We start from the raw sequence: 17,527 nt of genomic DNA, 5'->3' as shown, positions 1-17,527 counted from the left end.
GGCCCATGCGGCCTTACTGTAGCCGCGTCGCCGCGCCGACGGGCCCGATACGGCTGCACGTGGTGGGAGGGCCGAAATGTCGTTTGTGGTTGCCGCACCGGAGTTTTTGTCGGCGGCGGCGGGGGACCTACAGGGGATCGGGTCCGCGCTCAGCCAGGCCCACGCGGCGTCGGCGGGCCCGACGACTTCACTGCTGGCGGCGGGCGCGGATGAGGTGTCGGCGGCCATCGCAACGCTGTTCGGCGGCCACGCGCAGGCCTTTCAGGCGTTGAGCGCGCGGGCGGCGTCGTTTCACGCGCAGTTCGTGCAGGCCCTGAGTTCCGGTGCGGGGTCGTATGTCGCCGCGGAGGCCGCCAACGTGTCGGCGCAGACCGTCGAGCAAGACGTGCTGGGCGTGATCAACGCCCCCACCCAGGCGGTCTTGGGGCGCCCGCTGATCGGCGACGGCAGCCCCGGAGGCCCGGGACAGGCCGGCGGACCCGGCGGCTTGCTGTTCGGCAATGGAGGTCCCGGTGGCAACGGTTTGCCCGGCCAGTCCGGTGGCCACGGCGGCGCCGCAGGATTGCTCGGCAACGGCGGCGCCGGCGGCATGGGTGGGGCCGGGGCGACCGGCGGCACCGGCGGCAGGGGCGGATTGTTGTCCGGCAGCGGCGGGATCGGTGGGCAGGGAGGGGCCGCGCTCGCCGGCATCAACGGCGGCCTGCCCGGGCACGGTGGCACCGGCGGCAACGCCTTCCTCTTCGGCAATGGCGGCTCCGGGGGGCAGGGCGGCACCGGCTTGACCGGGGCCAATGGTGTCAATCCCACGGTCAGCGGCCAAGCGGCCATGGGTGCCGCGGGTGTCTCCGAATCTGTGGCTAATGCCAGTGCCAGTGGGGGCGCCGGCGGTGCCGGCGTTGATGGCGGACTCGGCGCCACCGGCGGCACGGGCGGATTTGGCGGGCTGGCAAACGTCACCAGTGGCACCGGAGACGCTCTTGGTGGTGCTGGCGGACCCGGCGGCACGGGCGGCAACGGGGGTGCCGGCGGCCTCGGGGGCGTGGCCGCTGGACCCTCCGGCGGCTCGGGCGATGCCGTCGGGGGCCGTGGCGGCAACGGGACTTTGGGCTCGGCGCCCGGGGGCGCGGGCGGCGCCGGAGGCAACGGCGGGCAAGCCTTCCAGAACGGAACCGGCCTCGGCGGCCTAGGTGGCTCCGGCGGCGGTGGCGGCACCGGCACGGCCGGCGGCGTCGGCGGCATCGGGGGCGCGGGCGGCAACGGCGGTCACGGCGGCCTCTTGGTCGGCGACGGTGGTGCCGGCGGCACTGGAGGCGCAGGGGGTATCGGGGGCACCGGTGCCACCGGCGGCCTGGGCGGTACCGGCGGCGCTGGTGGAGACGCTCTCCTCAGCACGGGCCGCGCGTTTGGGAACGCCGGCGGCACTGGTGGCGGCGGTGGGGTGGGCGGCGTGGGCGGCAACGGCGGTGCCGGTGGCGGAGGCGGTAACGGCGGTGCCGCCGGGTTGCTGGGTTCCGGCGGTAGTGGCGGCAATGCCGGCGTGGGCGGCATGGGCGGCACCGGTGGTGTGGGTGGTATTGGCGGCAACGGGGGTCCGGGTGGCAACGCCTCGGCTGCCCTTTTCAACCATGGTGGCTCCGGCGGTAGCGGCGGCGACGGCGGCACGGGCGGCGGCGGGGGCAACGGCGGCGGGAGCGGATTGGGCGGCGCGGGCGGGACCGGCGGGTTGCTGATGGGCCCGGTGGGCGTCGGCGGCGCCGCCGGCGTCGGCGGCGCCGGGGGAACCGGTGGCACGGGCGGCGCGCTCGGTGCCGGCGGCGCCTTCGGCACCGGGTCAACCAGCAACGGCAACGCGGGCGCCAACGGAACCGGCGGTGGCACCGGCGCGCCCGGCCAGCACGGTTAATCCCCCCTGACACCGATACGGTGTCCTGGTGGCCGGCGACCATCACAAACACCCCGGTGGCGGCTTCAACCCGCCCGAGCCGACGACCAAGGGCGGCCCCGACTACGGCCGGTTCATCGACGCGGTCCGCCGGCTGCAGGACCACGCCCGCGCTGTCGACGCGCCCGACGCGGTGATCACCGAGGCCGCCGACCAGTTGGAGAAGCTGTCCGCGTTACTGAGCCCCTACGACGCCGACGAGTGGGAGTCGCCGTCCGGGCGCCGGATGGACCTGCCGATGCGCGGCAACATCTTGAGCATCCCGATGAAAGCGACCAAGGGCGACGACGGCCGCATCCACGGCTGGGCGCGCTTCACCCGGTTCCACCTGGGGCGCAACGGCGCCGTGCACGGCGGGGCGCTGGGGATGCTGTTCGACAGCGTGCTCGGGCTGACGTCCTCGGTGATCACCGGCGGTCCGCGCCAACGCACCGCGTACCTCAAGATCGACTACCGCCACATCGTGCCGATCGAAAAGGAACTACAGTTCGAGGCCGGCATCGACCGGGTCGACGGACGCAAGATCTTCGTGTCCGGCCGGCTCAGCGACGGCGACACCCTGCTGACCGAGGCTGACGCGCTGTTCGTGCGGCTCAAGCCTGGCCAGCCCTGAGGGTCGTCGACCCCGATAGCATTGCAACGACTAATCACCTAGACGTTGGAGAACCGACCCGATGAGCGCCGCCGCCAGCCCTGCCCCGGCGACCCCGATCCGGGTGCCCGCCGGGACCACCGCGGCCGCCGCGGTCGGTGAGGCCGGGCTGCCGAGGCGCGGCGCGCCCGACGCGATCGTGGTGGTGCGCGACGCCGACGGCAAGCTGCGCGACCTGAGCTGGGCGCCCGACGCCGACGCCGAGGTCGTCCCCGTCGCCGCCAACACCGACGAGGGCCGCAGCGTGATCCGGCACTCGGCCGCGCACGTGTTGGCCCAGGCCGTCCAAGACCTCTTCCCACAAGCCAAATTGGGCATCGGGCCGCCCATCATCGACGGCTTCTACTACGACTTCGACGTGCCGGAGCCGTTCACGCCGGAGGACCTGGACAAGCTGGAAAAGCGGATGCGCCAGATCGTCAAGGACGGCCAGCTGTTCGACCGGCGCGTCTACGAATCCAAGGACCAGGCGCGCGCCGAGCTCGCCAACGAGCCCTACAAGCTCGAGCTCGTCGACGACAAGTCCGGTGACGCGGAGATCATGGAGGTCGGCGGCGACGAGCTCACCGCGTACGACAATCTCAATCCCCGCACCCGCGAACGCGTTTGGGGTGACCTGTGCCGCGGGCCGCACATCCCCACCACCAAGCACATCCCCGCGTTCAAGCTGACCAGAAGCTCGGCGGCCTACTGGCGCGGCGACCAACGCAACGCGAGCCTGCAACGCATCTACGGCACCGCGTGGGAGTCACAGGAGGCGCTCGAAAAGCACCTGGAGCTGATCGAGGAGGCCCAGCGCCGCGACCACCGCAAGCTCGGCGCGGAGCTCGACCTGTTCAGCTTCCCCGACGAAATCGGTTCGGGCCTGGCGGTTTTCCATCCCAAGGGCGGGATCGTGCGCCGCGAGCTCGAGGACTACTCGCGCCGCGAGCACGAGCGTGCGGGCTACGAGTTCGTCAACACCCCCCACATCACTAAGGAGCAGCTTTACATCACGTCGGGTCACTTGGAGTGGTACGCCGACGGCATGTACCCGCCGATGCATCTCGACGCCGAGTTCAACGAGGACGGCACGGTGCGCAAGCCGGGCCAGGACTACTACCTCAAACCGATGAACTGCCCGATGCACCACCTGATCTATCGGTCGCGCGGACGGTCCTATCGCGAACTGCCGTTGCGGCTCTTCGAGTTCGGCAGCGTGTACCGCTACGAGAAGTCGGGCGTGATCCACGGGCTGACCCGGGTGCGCGGCATGACTCAGGACGACGCGCACATCTACTGCACGCGCGAGCAGATGCGCGACGAGCTGGCGTCAGTGCTGCATTTCGTGCTCAACCTGCTGGCCGACTACGGGCTCAACGACTTCTACCTGGAGCTGTCCACCAAGGACCCGGAGAAGTATTCCGGGTCGGATGAGATGTGGGACGAGGCCACGGAGGTCCTGCGCGACGTCGGCGTGGCCTCCGGGCTGGAGCTGATTCCCGACCCTGGCGGCGCGGCGTTTTACGGCCCCAAGATCTCGGTCCAGGTCAAGGATGCGCTGGGCCGGAGCTGGCAGATGTCGACCATCCAGCTCGACTTCAACATGCCGGACCGCTTCGAACTCGAATACACGGCTGCGGACGGCTCGCGGCAGCGGCCGGTGCTGATCCACCGCGCGTTGTTCGGCTCCATCGAGCGCTTCTTCGGTATCCTCACCGAGCATTACGCCGGGGCGTTCCCGGCGTGGCTGGCGCCGGTGCAGGTGGTCGGCATCCCGGTCGCCGACGAGCACGTGGAGTACCTGGAAAACGTTGCCGCACAGCTGAAGTCGCACGGTGTCCGGGTCGAGGTGGACGGCAGCGACGACCGGATGGCCAAGAAGATCGTGCACCACACCAACCAGCGCGTCCCGTTCATGTTGTTGGCCGGTGACCGCGACGTGCAGGCTGGCGCGGTGAGCTTCCGCTTCGGTGACCGCACGCAGATCAACGGCGTGGATCGAGACAGCGCCGTGGATGCGATCGTGAAGTGGATTGCCGATCGCGAAAACGCTACTCCCACCGCCGAACTGGTGAAGGTAACCCGCGGTGAGTGACTCCGAGCGCGACGACACGATCCTCGACCGGGGCGTTGGTGAGCAAGATCACCTGCAACGGCTGTGGACGCCGTATCGGATGAACTACCTGGCCGAGGCGCCGATGAAGCGCGATAACGGCAAGACCGAGCAGCCGTTCACCGACATCCCGCAGCTCTCCGACGAGGACGGCCTGGTGGTGGCGCGCGGCGAACTCGTCTACGCGGTGCTCAACCTCTACCCCTACAACCCCGGGCACCTGATGGTGGTGCCCTACCGCCGCGTCTCCGAGCTCGAGGACCTGACCGAGGCGGAGAGCGCGGAGCTGATGGCCTTCACCCAGAAGGCGATTCGCGTCATCAAGAACGTGTCGCGCCCGCACGGCTTCAACGTGGGCATGAACCTGGGCACGTCGGCCGGGGGCTCGCTGGCCGAGCACCTGCACGTGCACGTCGTGCCGCGCTGGGGCGGCGACGCGAACTTCATCACCATCGTCGGGGGCGCCAAGGTGATCCCGCAGTTGCTGCGCGACACCCGCCGGCTGCTGGCCACGGAGTGGGCCCGACAGTGAGTAAGGTGCCGTTCCTGTCGCGGGCGGCGTTCGCGCGACTCACCACCCCGACCGCCCGGGCATGCCTTCGGCTCGGGCTGACGCCCGACGCCGTCACCATCCTGGGCACCGTCGTCGCCGTCGCGGGGGCGCTGACGCTGTTCCCGATGGGCAAGCTGTTCGCCGGCACGCTGGTGGTCTGGTTCTTCGTGCTGTTCGACATGCTCGACGGGGCGATGGCCCGGGAACGGGGCGGCGGCACGCGTTTTGGCGCGGTGCTGGACGCGACGTGTGACCGGGTCAGCGACGGCGCCGTGTTCTGCGGGCTGCTGTGGTGGGCGGCCTTCGGCCTGCACGACAAGCTCTTGGTGGCGGCGACCCTGATCTGTCTGGTCACCTCGCAAGTGATCTCCTACATCAAGGCCCGGGCCGAGGCCAGCGGGCTGCGCGGCGACGGCGGCATCATCGAACGTCCGGAACGGCTGATCATCGTGCTCGTCGGCGCCGGCATCTCCGACTTCCCTTACATTGCCTGGCCGCCCGCGCTGCCGGTGGCCATGTGGCTGCTGGCGGTGGCCAGCGTGGTCACCTGCGTGCAGCGACTACGCACGGTGCGCACTTCCCCCGGTGCGACGGAGCCCATGCCGTGATCATGGATCTGGTCCGCCTGACCCGCGGCACGGCCGCCGACTGGGCGTACGCGACCGGGTGGATGGCCGTGCGGGCGATGCCGGAGTTCGCCGCGCGCAACGCTTTTGACGCGGGAGCGCGCTACGCGGCGCGCGGTGGCGGGCCCGATCAGCTGCGCAAGAACCTGGCCCGCGTGATCGGCGTGACGCCGGATCAGGTGCCCGACCAGCTGATGCGGGCCTCGCTGGCGTCCTACGCCCGGTACTGGCGGGAGGCCTTCCGCTTGCCGACGATGGACCACCGCGAGCTGGCCCGCCGGATCGACGAGACATTCCGCGGGGCGGAGAATATCGACGCGGCCCTGGCCGCCGGCCGCGGGGTGGTGCTGGCGCTGCCGCACAGCGGCAACTGGGACATGGCCGGGGTCTGGCTGGTGCAGACGCGCGGCACCTTCACCACCGTCGCCGAGCGACTCAAACCCGAATCGCTGTACCGGCGTTTCATCGGATACCGGGAAAGCCTTGGCTTTGAGGTGATTCCGCTGTCCGGCGGCGAACGACCGCCGTTCGACCTGTTGTGCGAGCGGCTGCGGGCCAACCGGCCGGTGTGCCTCATGGCCGAGCGCGACCTGACCCGCACCGGTGTCGAAGTGAAATTCTTCGGCGAACTCACCCGGATGCCGGCCGGGCCGGCGAAACTCGCGATCGAAACGGGGGCGGCCCTGTGCCCGGCGCACTGCTGGAACGAAGCCGACGGCTGGCGCGTATCGATACACCCGCCGCTGGATTGCAGCAGCGGCGACGTCCGCGCCATCACCCAGGCGCTGGCCGATCAGTTCGCCGAGAACATCGCCGCGCACCCCGAGGACTGGCACATGATGCAGCCGCAATGGCTGGCGGACCTGTCGGACGCGAAGCAGGCGAGGCTGAGGGAAACCTGATGCGAATCGGGATGGTCTGTCCGTATTCGTTCGACGTGCCGGGCGGGGTGCAGTCTCATGTCCTGCAACTGGCCGAGGTGATGCGCGCCCGCGGGCACGAGGTCAGCGTCCTGGCCCCCGTCTCGCCGCACGCCTCGTTGCCCGACTACGTCGTCTCCGCCGGCAAGGCCGTCCCGATTCCGTACAACGGGTCGGTGGCCCGGCTGCGGTTCGGCCCGGCCACCCACCGCAAGGTCAAGAAGTGGCTCGCCGACGGCGATTTCGACGTGCTGCACCTGCACGAGCCCAACGCGCCGAGCCTGTCGATGCTGGCCCTGAACATCGCCGAGGGCCCGATCGTCGCGACGTTTCACACGTCGACCACCAAATCGCTTACCCTGTCGGTCTTTCAGGGCATCCTGCGGCCGATGCACGAAAAGATAGTCGGCCGGATCGCGGTGTCCGACCTGGCCCGCCGCTGGCAGATGGAGGCGCTGGGCACCGACGCGGTGGAGATCCCCAACGGGGTCGACGTGGAGTCGTTCGCCTCGGCACCGCCGCTGGACGGATACCCGCGGCCGGGCAAGACGGTGCTGTTCCTGGGCCGCTACGGCGAGCCCCGCAAGGGCATGACGGTGCTGCTCGAGGCGCTGCCCCGCGTGGTCGAGCGCAACCCGGACATGCAGTTGCTGATCGTCGGTCGCGGCGACGAGGACGAATTGCGCGAGCAGGCAGGCGGAATGATCCGCCACCTCCGTTTTCTTGGCCAGGTGGACGACGCCGGCAAGGCGTCGGCGATGCGCAGCGCCGACGTCTACTGCGCGCCCAACACGGGCGGGGAGAGCTTCGGGATCGTCCTGGTCGAGGCGATGGCCGCCGGCACGCCGGTGGTGGCCAGCGACCTGGATGCGTTCCGGCGCGTGCTGTGCGAGGGCGAATGCGGGCGGCTGGTGCCCGTCGATGACGGCGCCGCGCTGGCCGACGCGCTGATCGAGGTGCTGGCCGACGACGCGCTGCGCAAACGCTACGTGGCGGCCGGCTCGAGCGAGGTCCACCGCTACGACTGGTCGGTGGTGGCCAGCCAGATCATGCGGGTGTACGAGACGGTCGCCGGGTCGGGAGCCAAGGTCCAGGTGGCCAGTTGATGACGTGGCTCGTCATCGCCGTCGTGGCGTTGATGGCCGTGGTCGCCTTCGCCGGCGGCTGGGCATACCGGACGGCCCACCGGCTCGACCGGCTGCACGTCCGCTACGACCTGTCGTGGCAGGCGCTCGACGGGGCGCTGGCGCGACGCTCGGTGGTGGCGCGGGCCGTGGCGATCGACGGGTATGGCAATTCCGCCGAGGGCAGGCGGCTGGCGGCGCTGGCCGACGCCGCCGAACGCGCGCCGCGCCAGGCCCGCGAGAACGCGGAGAACGAGCTGTCGGCCGCGCTGGCGGTGGTCGATCCCGCGTCGCTGCCCGCGGGTTTGATCGCCGAGCTGGCCGACGCCGAGGCCCGTGTGGTGCTGGCGCGCCGCTTCCACAACGACGCCGTTCGCGACACCCTCGCGCTGCGCGAGCGATTCCTGGTCCGCACCCTTCGGCTGGGCGGAACCGCCACGCTGCCAAGCTATTTCGAGATCCTGGAGCGCCCGCACGCGCTGGCCCACGGCGAGCGCGGCGTGCCCAACCACCGCACCTCGGCGCGGGTGGTGCTGCTCGACGAGTCCGGCGCCGTGCTGCTGCTGTGCGGCTCGGACCCGGCCAACCCGGCGTTTCCCGACGGCGGGGCGCCCCGCTGGTGGTTCACCGTGGGCGGCGAGGTGGGCAGCGGCGAGCGGCTGGTCGAGGCCGCCGCGCGGGAACTGACCGAGGAGACCGGCCTGCGGGTCGAGCCGGCCGACATGATCGGACCCGTCTGGCGGCGCGACGAGGTCTTCGAGTTCAACGGCTCGCTGATCGAGAGCGAGGAGTTCTACCTGCTGCACCGCACCCGCCGGTTCGAGCCGTCCCTGGCGGGGCGAACCGAGCTGGAACGCAGCTACATTCACGGCGCCCGCTGGTGTGACGCGAACGACATCGCCGAGCTGACCGCGGCCGGCGAGCAGGTGTACCCGCGGCAACTGGGCGAGCTGCTGGCTGCGGCCAATCGGCTGGCGGACGGCGCCGCCGCCAACGCCGGGATGCCGCAGCCCATTCTCTGAGATTTCAGAGCGGCAGCCCCACGTCGGCCAGCGCGTCGGTGATCCCCTGCACCGCCCCCTGCTGCAGCTCGGCGGCCACCGTGCCCGGATCGATCTGCGGGAACAGCCCGAACGCCGTGGGCACATCCTGATAGGCGGTGCGGTCGTAGCCCAGCTCGACGAGCACCCGCAGGTCGGGCTGGACCAGGTCGGCCAGCGGGTTTCCCACCAGGGGAACGGCGCGCAGCGGGTCCAGCAGCGGCAAATTGTGACTGGGGATGAGGATGTAGGTGGTCTGCGTGTCCGCCGGCGACACCGGCTGGACCACACCCGACGCGATCTGCGCGGCCGTCACGGTGTCGTAGGCGGGATGCACGAACAGGAACCCCGCGACGGCGTTGGCGTCGGCGAGGATGTCGATCGGGAACTGCGGGAAGTCGGCGGCGCCGTCGTACTGGACCGCGTAGTCGACGGTGGGGTAGGCGTTGGTGGGGGTAGCGCCGTAGAACGTGAAGCCGATGCCCGGTATGGAGAAACCGGGCAGCCGCGCCAGCAACCCGCCGTCGGGCCGGTCGGGATTGGCGATCAGCACGAAGGACAGTTGGTCCAGTGCCGGCCGAACGCCGATCGGCAGGGTTTCCAGGTAGCGCATTTCGAGGGTGGCCACCACGGCGCTTTGCGAGCCGCCGAACACGATGACGTGGTTTCCCAGGGCCTGTTGCGCCGCGATCGCGGTGTTCAGGTTCTGCACCCCCTGGGCCACGGACTGGTCGAGCGTCAGGCTGTCCAGCCCGGTGAAGGGAAACAACTTCGAGGGCGTCACGACGAACTGCGCGAGGTAGTCGGGATGGGTGTGCGTGATGAACTGCTCGGCGGTCAGCACACCGATGGGCCGGGGCAGCGGGCCGAGGCCGGTGCCGCCCATGATCAACGCCGTCGCCCCGCCGGCACCCACCTGGTTTTCGTTGACGAGCAGGACCCCGACGCTGCCGTTGCCCGGGTTCCCGAAGCCGATGTTCCAGTTGCCTGTGTTCCCGATGCCGATGTTCTGATTGCCCGTGTTCTGGATGCCGAAGTTCGCGTTGCCGAGGTTTCCGATGCCGATGTTGCCATTGCCGACGTTGTTGATCCCGATGTTGCCGACGCCGACGTTTCCGCTGCCCAGGTTCTGCGGCAGGCCCTGCCACGGCACCAGTTGCGCGACCGCCGCCGAGGCGCCGGCGTAGTACTCCGACAGGGCGGCCGCGTCCTGGGCCCACATCTGTTCGTACTCGGCCTCGGCGGCCGCGATCGCGGGGGCGTTCTGGCCCAGCAGGTTGTACCCGACCAGCGACACCAGCCGGGTCCGGTTGGCGGCCACCGCGATCGGGTGCACCGTGGCCGCCAGCGCCGCCTCGAAGGTGTCGGCGGCCAGCCGGACCTGGGCGGCGGTGTGCTCGGCTTGACCCGCTGCGGCGCTCAGCCACGCCGCGTACGGGGCGGCCGCGCGCGTCATCGCCGTCGCCGCGGGGCCCGCCCAGGCGTCGCCGGCCAGCTCGGATGTCACCGACGCGAAGGAGCCCGCCGCGGCGCGCAGTTCCTCGGCCAGCCCGTCCCAGGCCGTCGCCGCCGCCAGCATCGGGCCCTGGCCCGGGCCGGCGAACATTTGCGCCGAATTCAGTTCCGGCGGCAGCACGGCGAAATTCATCGCGGGGTTCTTTCTCGCTAAGTAACCGACCCTAGAACAGGTCCGGCCCCCGAGCTGGAAAAACCGGTTTGTTGGCCACCACTAGACTGGTGCAGGCATTGACGGAGCGAAGGAGAGAAGTGGACACCGCCCAGGCAAATGGTGGCCAGGCCAACCAGACCGGCACGGCGCGCGTCAAGCGCGGCATGGCCGAGATGCTCAAGGGCGGCGTCATCATGGACGTCGTCACGCCCGAGCAGGCCCGCATCGCCGAGGGCGCCGGCGCCGTCGCGGTGATGGCGCTGGAGCGGGTGCCCGCCGACATCCGCGCCCAGGGTGGGGTGTCGCGGATGAGCGACCCCGACATGATCGAGGGCATCATCGCCGCCGTGACCATCCCGGTGATGGCCAAGGTGCGCATCGGCCACTTCGTCGAGGCGCAGATCCTGCAGAGCCTCGGGGTGGACTACATCGACGAGTCGGAGGTGCTGACGCCCGCCGACTACACCCACCACATCGACAAGTGGAAGTTCACCGTGCCGTTCGTATGCGGCGCGACCAACCTCGGCGAGGCGCTGCGGCGCATCGGCGAGGGCGCGGCCATGATCCGCTCCAAGGGCGAGGCCGGCACCGGCGACGTGTCCAACGCCACCACGCACATGCGGGCCATCGGCGGCGAGATCCGCCGCCTGACGTCGCTGTCCGAGGACGAATTGTTCGTTGCCGCAAAGGAACTGCAGGCACCCTACGAGCTCGTCGTCGAGGTGGCCCGGGCGGGCAAGCTGCCGGTCACCCTGTTCACCGCCGGCGGCATCGCCACCCCGGCCGACGCGGCGATGATGATGCAGCTCGGTGCCGAGGGGGTGTTCGTGGGCTCGGGCATCTTCAAGTCCGGCGCGCCCGAGCACCGCGCCGCCGCGATCGTCAAGGCCACCACCTTCTACGACGATCCCGACGTGCTGGCCAAGGTGTCGCGCGGGCTGGGCGAGGCGATGGTGGGCATCAACGTGGAGCAGATCCCGCAGCCGCATCGCCTGGCCGAACGCGGCTGGTAAAACGGCCCGTGGCGATCGAAGAGATCCTCGATCTCGAGCAACTCGAGGTCAACATCTACCGCGGCAGCGTGTTCAGCCCGGAGTCGGGATATTTCCAGCGCACCTTCGGCGGCCATGTGGCGGGACAGTCGCTGGTCTCGGCGGTGCGCACCGTCGACCCGCGCTACCAGGTCCACTCGCTGCACGGTTACTTCCTGCGGCCCGGCGACGCCAAGGAGCGCACGGTCTTCCTCGTCGAGCGCATCCGCGACGGCGGCTCGTTCGCGACCAGGCGCGTCAACGCCATCCAGCACGGCGAGACCATCTTCTCCATGTCGGCGTCCTTCCAGGCCGATCAGGAGGGCATCCACCACCAGGACCCCATGCCGGCCGCGCCGCCGCCCGACGGCCTGCCCGGCCTGGACTCGATCAAGGTGTTCGACGACGCCGGGTTCAAGCAGTTCGAGGAGTGGGACGTGTGCATCGTGCCCCGCGACCAGCTGCAGCTCTCGCCGGTCAAGGCCGCCCAGCAGCAGGTGTGGTTTCGCCACCGCGACCCGCTGCCCGACGACCCGGTGCTGCACATCTGCGCGCTGGCCTACATGAGCGACCTCACGCTGCTGGGGTCGGCGCAGGTCACGCACCTCGACGTGCGCGAGCACCTGCAGGTGGCGTCCCTGGACCACGCGATGTGGTTCATGCGCGCGTTCCGGGCCGACGAGTGGCTGCTCTACGACCAGTCGTCGCCGTCGGCCAGCGGCGGTCGCGCGCTGTGCCAGGGCAAGATCTTCACCCAGACCGGCGAGATGGTCGCGGCGGTCATGCAGGAGGGACTGACCCGCTACCGGCGCGGGTACCAGCCGTGAGCGCCCCCCGGATCGGGGTGCTGGCGCTGCAGGGCGACACCCGCGAGCACCTGGCGGCGTTGCGCGAGGCCGGGGCCGAGTCGATGCCGGTCCGCCGCCGCGAGGAGCTGGACGCGGTCGACGGGCTGGTGATTCCCGGCGGGGAGTCGACCACGATGAGCCACCTGTTGCTCGACCTGGAGCTGCTCGAGCCGTTGCGGCGGCGACTGGCAGACGGGCTGCCCGCCTACGGCGCGTGCGCCGGCATGATCCTGCTGGCTACCGACATTCTGGACGCCGGCGCCCGGGGGCGGCAGGCGCTGCCGCTGCGCGCGATCGATATGACGGTGCGGCGCAACGCCTTTGGGCGTCAGGTGGATTCGTTCGAGGACGACATACCGTTCGCAGGCCTGGACGGGCCGGTGCGGGCGGTGTTCATCCGCGCGCCCTGGGTCGAGCGGACCGGCGACGGGGTGCAGGTGCTGGCCCGCGCGGCCGGGCACGTCGTCGCGGTGCGGCAGGGCCCGATGCTGGCGACCGCCTTCCACCCCGAGATGACCGGCGACCGTCGCATCCACCACATGTTCGTCGACATCGTCCGGGGCGAGGCCTGACGGGCGACAGCCACGCTGGCGTGACGTTCGGCCGCGAGAGCCACGCTGGCGTGACGCTCGGCCGCATCTAGCGCCACGTAGACTCGTTGGGCGAGTTATCGAGCACCAGAATGCAAAAGAAGAGGTAGCAACACCGATGAGCGGCCATTCCAAGTGGGCCACCACCAAGCACCAGAAGGCCGTCAAGGACGCCCGCCGCGGCAAGGAGTTCGCCCGGCTGATCAAGAACATCGAGGTCGCGGCCCGCACCGGCGGCGGTGACCCGGCCGGCAACCCGACGCTCTACGACGCGATCCAGAAGGCCAAGAAGACCTCGGTTCCCAACGACAACATCGAGCGTGCCCGCAAGCGCGGCGCGGGCGAGGAGGCCGGCGGCGCGGACTGGCAAACCATCACCTATGAGGGCTACGCGCCCAACGGCGTGGCGGTGCTGATCGAGTGCCTCACCGACAACCGCAACCGCGCCGCCAGCGAGGTGCGGGTCGCGATGACCCGCAACGGCGGCACCATGGCCGACCCCGGGTCGGTGGCCTACCTGTTCTCCCGCAAGGGCGTGGTCACGCTGGAGAAGAACGGCCTGACCGAAGACGACGTGCTGACCGCCGTGCTCGACGCGGGCGCCGAGGACGTCAACGACCTCGGCGAGAGCTTCGAGGTCATCTCCGAGCCGACCGACCTGGTCGCGGTGCGCACGGCGCTGCAGGACGCCGGCATCGACTACGAGTCGGCCGAGGCCAGCTTTCAGCCGTCGGTCAGCGTCCCCGTCGACCTCGACGGCGCGCGCAAGGTATTCAAGCTCGTCGACGCGCTGGAGGACAGCGACGACGTGCAGAACGTTTACACCAACGTCGACCTCTCCGACGAGGTGCTGGCCGCCCTCGACGACGAGTGACCGAGCCACCCGTCGTCAACCATCACGCCGACCACGCGGGCTTCGGCGGCCCGATCGGTCTGGTGACCGCCCTCGGCATACTCGTCTTGGGTCGCGGCAACGCGCGCCTGGCCGTCGATCTTGCCGGGGTGTCGGACGCCGACCGCGTCCTCGACATCGGTTGTGGCCCAGGCAATGCCGCGCGGGCCGCCGCCGCGCGGGGTGCGCGGGTCGTCGGGGTGGACCCGTCCCCGGTGATGTTGCGTCTGGCCCGCGCCGTGACGCGCGACCGCCAAAGGATCACCTGGTCCCCAGGCGGGGCCGAGGCGCTGCCCGTCGCCGACGGTTGGGCGACCGTCGCGTGGTCGCTCAAGACGGTGCACCACTGGAAAGACGTCACCGCGGGGCTCGCCGAGCTGCGTCGCGCTCTCGCGCCGTCGGGCCGGTTGCTGGTGCTGGAGCGCCGCGTGGAGCCCGGGGCCACGGGCCTGGCCAGCCACGGCTGGACCGAGGAGCAGGCCGAATCGTTCGCGGCGCAGTGCCGGGCGGCGGGTTTTGTCGACGTGCGCGTCGACCAGCGTCCCCAAGGCCGGGCCGCGGTGTGGGTGGTGCGGGCGGACCAGTCGCCCTAGTCGTAGCCGTGCCGCATGTCCTCGACGACGCGCGGGTTGTCCAGGGTCGACGGCTCGAGCGGGCGGGCCCCGATGTCGCCGGCGAAGACGGTGGCCGCGTCGAGCACCGGCTGGTTGAGGAAACGCAGCGGGGGAGCGTCGGGCGGCATCCGCGGCACGGGCGCGACGTCGCCGCGTTGCGCCAAGACGAAGCCCCAGTCCCCGAAGGTCGGCACGTGCACGTGATACGGCGTGACCGCGTAGCCGGCGGCCCGGATCGTCGACACCGTGCGCCAGAACGCCGTCCGCGTGGAAAACGGGCTGCCCGCCTGCACGACCATCAGCCCGCCGGGCGCCAGCGCGCGGGCGGCCAGCGCGTAGAACTCGGTGGAGTACAGCCGGCCCAGCACGGGCGTGTCGGGGTCGGGGAGATCGACGATCACCGCGTCGAATCCGGTTTCCGAGGCGCCGCGCAGCCAGGTCATCGCGTCGCCGATGACGACCTTGACGCGCGGGTTGTCCAGCGAGCCGCCGTTGGCGTCGCGCATGGTGGTGCGCGCCAGCTCGATGACGGCGGGGTCGAGTTCGACCTGCACGATCTTGCCGACGCCGGGCTGGCGCAGCAGTTCGCGCGCGGCCAGGCCGTCGCCGCCGCCCAGCACCAGCACCGAGCGGGCGCCGCCACCCAGCGCCGGGTAGACCAGGCTTTCGGTGTAGCGGTACTCGTCGCGGGTGGAGAACTGCAGGCCACCGTCGAGGTAGAGGCGCATGTCGTTGCCGCGCCGGGTCACCACGATCTCCTGGTACGCGGTGTGCCGGTAGGCGACGATCGGGTCGGCGTAAAGCCTTTGCCTGCTCGTGGTTTCGATGTCGGTCGAGCGCACCAGTAGCGTGGCCAGCAGTCCGAGCGCGGCGGCGAGCGCGCACAGCGCCGTGGCCAGTTGCCGCCCGGACACGATGCGGCGCAGCAGGAAGACCGCCACGATCCCCGCCGCCGCAAGGTTGATGATGCCCGTGGCCGCCGCGCCGCGGATCATCCCGAGGTGCGGCAGCAGCACGAACGGCCAGACGAGCCCGCCCAGCAACGCCCCGAGGTAGTCGGCGGCGTTGAGGTTGGCCAGGGTGCGGCCGGCGTCGGAGGGGCCGGCCGTCCGCCCGCTGTGCAGCAGCGTCATCAGCAGCGGCACCTCGGCGCCGACCAGCCCGCCGATCAGGGCCGTGCCCGCCGCCAGCACCCACGTCGAGCCGGTCGAACCGTCCAGGAACGCGAACACCGTATACAGCGCGGCCGCCGACAGGCCGCCGATGATGCCCAACAGCGCCTCGACGGCGATGAAGGCGATCGCCGCGTGCGCCAGCAGCGGCTTGGCCAGCAGCGCGCCCGCGCCCAGCGCCGCGATGTAACCCGCGACGATCAGCGACGTGGCGACGATGCCGCCGCCGTTGAGGCTGGCCGACAGCGTCAGCAGCGCGAGTTCGTAGATGATGCCGCAGGCCGCGCAGGCCGCCACGGCGGCCAACAGGACCGCGCGCCAACGGCCCTGGGACGTCATGACACCGCCGCGGCGGTCACCCCTCCAACGGCCAGCAATATCAGGGCGACCGCGAAGGACCCGGGGTGCAGGGTGGGCTCGTCGATGTGCTCGTGGAAGTTGCCCGGGATCAGCAGGTGCATCGCCAGCAGCGCTATCCCCAGCAGGATCACGCCCATCAGCCCGTACACCGCCACACCGAGCAGCCCCTGGCCCAGCTGGCTGTAGCTGTTGGCGATCGCGGTGATGATGACGACGGTGAGCGAGATGTACATCGCGCCCGCGACGATGACGGCGTTGGGGCGGCGATCGATGAACACCAGTCGGCGCAGGTTTCCCGGCGTCAGCCAGTCGACCATGTAGAACCCGACGAAAAGCACCGCCATCCCGACGGCGAAATAGAGGATCGTCGCGACCGCGCCCCTGAAGACGGGATTGACGTCGACATTGCCGATCTCGACGGCGAGGTTCATCGTTGTCTCCTTTGCGTTTACTGCCTTAGGTCGTCACTTGGTCCCGCCGGGGCCACCGGGAGTGCCGCCGGCGCCGCCCGACGGGGATCCGGGGAAGAACCCGGGGCCCAGGAAGATGAACGCGCCGTGGCTGTATCCGGCGCTCAGCGGTTCGACGCGGATGCTGCACGGATTGTTGCCGTCGGGCCCGACGATCACGATGTTGTTGCTGTAGCGCAGGTATTCGCTGTCGCCGTTGGCGGCGCGCGCCTCGGGGGCCTGATAGTCGGCGAGCGCGTCGGCCACCTGATCGGGAGATCCGCTGCACTGGTAGCGCGTTCCGTTCACGTCGTGGGAGTACTCGTGGTAGTGGCTCGCGATGTAGGACCCGATGTCCTTCTGCTGCAAGATGATTCCGAAGACCAGGGACACGACGGCCGCGACGGCCAGCGCCCCGGAGATCAGGAACAGGCGGTTGCGGCTCACGGGCGCCACCGGCTGTCGGTGTGCACCACCACGCCGCCGGAGCCCGGCCGAGGGTACAGATGCCAGGTCTGCCAACGCCATCCGGCGCCGTCGGGCTCGGCGGCCAGGGCGGTCAGCGCGGCGTCGTCGCCGGGGAAGGTGCCCCCGAGCCAGCCCGGCCGCCGCGCGCAGCGTTCGCGAAGCTCGCCGGCCAGCCGGCGGAAGCTCGCCTCGTCGTGCGTCTCGGTGCGCGACCGCAGGCGGTAACCGGGCGCGTCGGTGCGCCGCGGCAGGTCGCCGCCGATGCCGCGGGCGGTGCACGAAACCTGTTCGGAGAAACGGCCTTTCGCGTGCTCGACCGCGACGACATGCGACGCGCCGAGCACACCGAGCAGCAGCGCGCCGCCGCCGGGATGCTCGAGGGAACAGGTGGCCAGCGGCGCCGGCGCGGGCGCGTTGAGCGCGAGCCCCAGCCTTTCCCCGGATACGTCCGCCGGAGTCACGGCGAGCTGATGGAGGGGCAC

18 protein-coding genes are annotated in these 17,527 nt (G+C 70.7%); 13 read left to right on the top strand and 5 right to left on the bottom strand.

Annotation, left to right across the window (positions count from 1 at the left end):
* Positions 1 to 76 precede the first annotated feature (76 nt).
* The 8 genes from AC5Y5E_RS07210 (at position 77) to AC5Y5E_RS07175 (ending at position 8,934) form a co-directional block, all read left to right on the top strand.
* A complete protein-coding gene (locus AC5Y5E_RS07210) occupies positions 77 to 1,903 on the top strand; it encodes a PE family protein (RefSeq protein ID WP_499902297.1) in 1,827 nt (608 codons plus the stop codon).
* 28 nt (positions 1,904 to 1,931) lie between these two features.
* The gene (locus AC5Y5E_RS07205; protein ID WP_499902296.1) at positions 1,932 to 2,555 is read left to right on the top strand and encodes a PaaI family thioesterase; all 624 of its coding nucleotides are present in this window, start codon (positions 1,932 to 1,934) and stop codon (positions 2,553 to 2,555) included.
* Positions 2,556 to 2,616: 61 nt separating this feature from the next.
* Positions 2,617 to 4,671: a threonine--tRNA ligase gene (thrS, locus tag AC5Y5E_RS07200; RefSeq protein ID WP_499902295.1), complete on the top strand. Its 2,055-nt coding sequence runs from the start codon at positions 2,617 to 2,619 to the stop codon at positions 4,669 to 4,671.
* Positions 4,664 to 5,221, top strand: coding sequence for an ATP adenylyltransferase (locus tag AC5Y5E_RS07195; protein WP_499902294.1), 558 nt, complete (start codon positions 4,664 to 4,666; stop codon positions 5,219 to 5,221). Before thrS ends, AC5Y5E_RS07195 begins: the two co-directional genes overlap by 8 nt.
* Entirely contained in the window at positions 5,218 to 5,850 is a 633-nt protein-coding gene (pgsA, locus tag AC5Y5E_RS07190) for a phosphatidylinositol phosphate synthase (RefSeq protein WP_499902293.1), read from the top strand. Before AC5Y5E_RS07195 ends, pgsA begins: the two co-directional genes overlap by 4 nt.
* Positions 5,851 to 5,852: 2 nt before the next feature.
* A complete protein-coding gene (locus AC5Y5E_RS07185) occupies positions 5,853 to 6,770 on the top strand; it encodes a phosphatidylinositol mannoside acyltransferase (protein ID WP_499902626.1) in 918 nt (305 codons plus the stop codon).
* Positions 6,770 to 7,894, top strand: a complete 1,125-nt coding sequence (locus tag AC5Y5E_RS07180; RefSeq protein WP_499902292.1) for a glycosyltransferase family 4 protein — start codon at positions 6,770 to 6,772, stop codon at positions 7,892 to 7,894. Before AC5Y5E_RS07185 ends, AC5Y5E_RS07180 begins: the two co-directional genes overlap by 1 nt.
* Positions 7,894 to 8,934, top strand: coding sequence for an NUDIX hydrolase (locus AC5Y5E_RS07175; protein WP_499902291.1), 1,041 nt, complete (start codon positions 7,894 to 7,896; stop codon positions 8,932 to 8,934). Before AC5Y5E_RS07180 ends, AC5Y5E_RS07175 begins: the two co-directional genes overlap by 1 nt.
* A 4-nt stretch (positions 8,935 to 8,938) precedes the next feature.
* Here AC5Y5E_RS07175 and AC5Y5E_RS07170 read toward each other — a convergent pair whose 3' ends face one another.
* Positions 8,939 to 10,600, bottom strand: coding sequence for a PE-PPE domain-containing protein (locus tag AC5Y5E_RS07170; RefSeq protein ID WP_499902290.1), 1,662 nt, complete (start codon positions 10,598 to 10,600; stop codon positions 8,939 to 8,941).
* Between the two features lie 119 nt (positions 10,601 to 10,719).
* On the opposite strand from AC5Y5E_RS07170, the gene pdxS reads away from it, so the two are divergent.
* From pdxS to AC5Y5E_RS07145, 5 genes are all read left to right on the top strand, one after another.
* Positions 10,720 to 11,634, top strand: coding sequence for a pyridoxal 5'-phosphate synthase lyase subunit PdxS (pdxS, locus tag AC5Y5E_RS07165; protein ID WP_499902289.1), 915 nt, complete (start codon positions 10,720 to 10,722; stop codon positions 11,632 to 11,634).
* 8 nt (positions 11,635 to 11,642) lie between these two features.
* Complete coding sequence (gene tesB / locus AC5Y5E_RS07160; protein WP_499902288.1) at positions 11,643 to 12,479, top strand: acyl-CoA thioesterase II; 837 nt, start codon at positions 11,643 to 11,645, stop codon at positions 12,477 to 12,479.
* Entirely contained in the window at positions 12,476 to 13,072 is a 597-nt protein-coding gene (gene pdxT, locus AC5Y5E_RS07155) for a pyridoxal 5'-phosphate synthase glutaminase subunit PdxT (protein ID WP_499902287.1), read from the top strand. The genes tesB and pdxT overlap by 4 nt, the downstream gene beginning before the upstream one ends.
* A 136-nt stretch (positions 13,073 to 13,208) precedes the next feature.
* Positions 13,209 to 13,964, top strand: a complete 756-nt coding sequence (locus AC5Y5E_RS07150; protein WP_499882006.1) for a YebC/PmpR family DNA-binding transcriptional regulator — start codon at positions 13,209 to 13,211, stop codon at positions 13,962 to 13,964.
* The gene (locus AC5Y5E_RS07145) at positions 13,961 to 14,575 is read left to right on the top strand and encodes a class I SAM-dependent methyltransferase (RefSeq protein ID WP_499902286.1); all 615 of its coding nucleotides are present in this window, start codon (positions 13,961 to 13,963) and stop codon (positions 14,573 to 14,575) included. Before AC5Y5E_RS07150 ends, AC5Y5E_RS07145 begins: the two co-directional genes overlap by 4 nt.
* On the opposite strand, the gene AC5Y5E_RS07140 is transcribed toward AC5Y5E_RS07145, so the two are convergent.
* From AC5Y5E_RS07140 to AC5Y5E_RS07125, 4 genes are read right to left on the bottom strand one after another with little or no spacing between them, the layout of a single operon-like run.
* Complete coding sequence (locus AC5Y5E_RS07140; RefSeq protein WP_499902285.1) at positions 14,572 to 16,107, bottom strand: polyamine aminopropyltransferase; 1,536 nt, start codon at positions 16,105 to 16,107, stop codon at positions 14,572 to 14,574. The two genes, AC5Y5E_RS07145 and AC5Y5E_RS07140, sit on opposite strands and share 4 nt — an antisense overlap.
* Positions 16,104 to 16,559, bottom strand: coding sequence for a DUF350 domain-containing protein (locus AC5Y5E_RS07135; RefSeq protein WP_499902284.1), 456 nt, complete (start codon positions 16,557 to 16,559; stop codon positions 16,104 to 16,106). Before AC5Y5E_RS07135 ends, AC5Y5E_RS07140 begins: the two co-directional genes overlap by 4 nt.
* A 33-nt stretch (positions 16,560 to 16,592) precedes the next feature.
* Positions 16,593 to 17,024, bottom strand: a complete 432-nt coding sequence (locus tag AC5Y5E_RS07130; RefSeq protein ID WP_499902283.1) for a DUF4247 domain-containing protein — start codon at positions 17,022 to 17,024, stop codon at positions 16,593 to 16,595.
* Positions 17,021 to 17,527, bottom strand: coding sequence for a DUF2617 family protein (locus AC5Y5E_RS07125; RefSeq protein WP_499902282.1), 507 nt, complete (start codon positions 17,525 to 17,527; stop codon positions 17,021 to 17,023). The genes AC5Y5E_RS07130 and AC5Y5E_RS07125 overlap by 4 nt, the downstream gene beginning before the upstream one ends.

The organism is Mycobacterium sp. NGS54, assembly GCF_059812465.1.
This window is presented reverse-complemented; position numbering and strand designations above follow the sequence as displayed.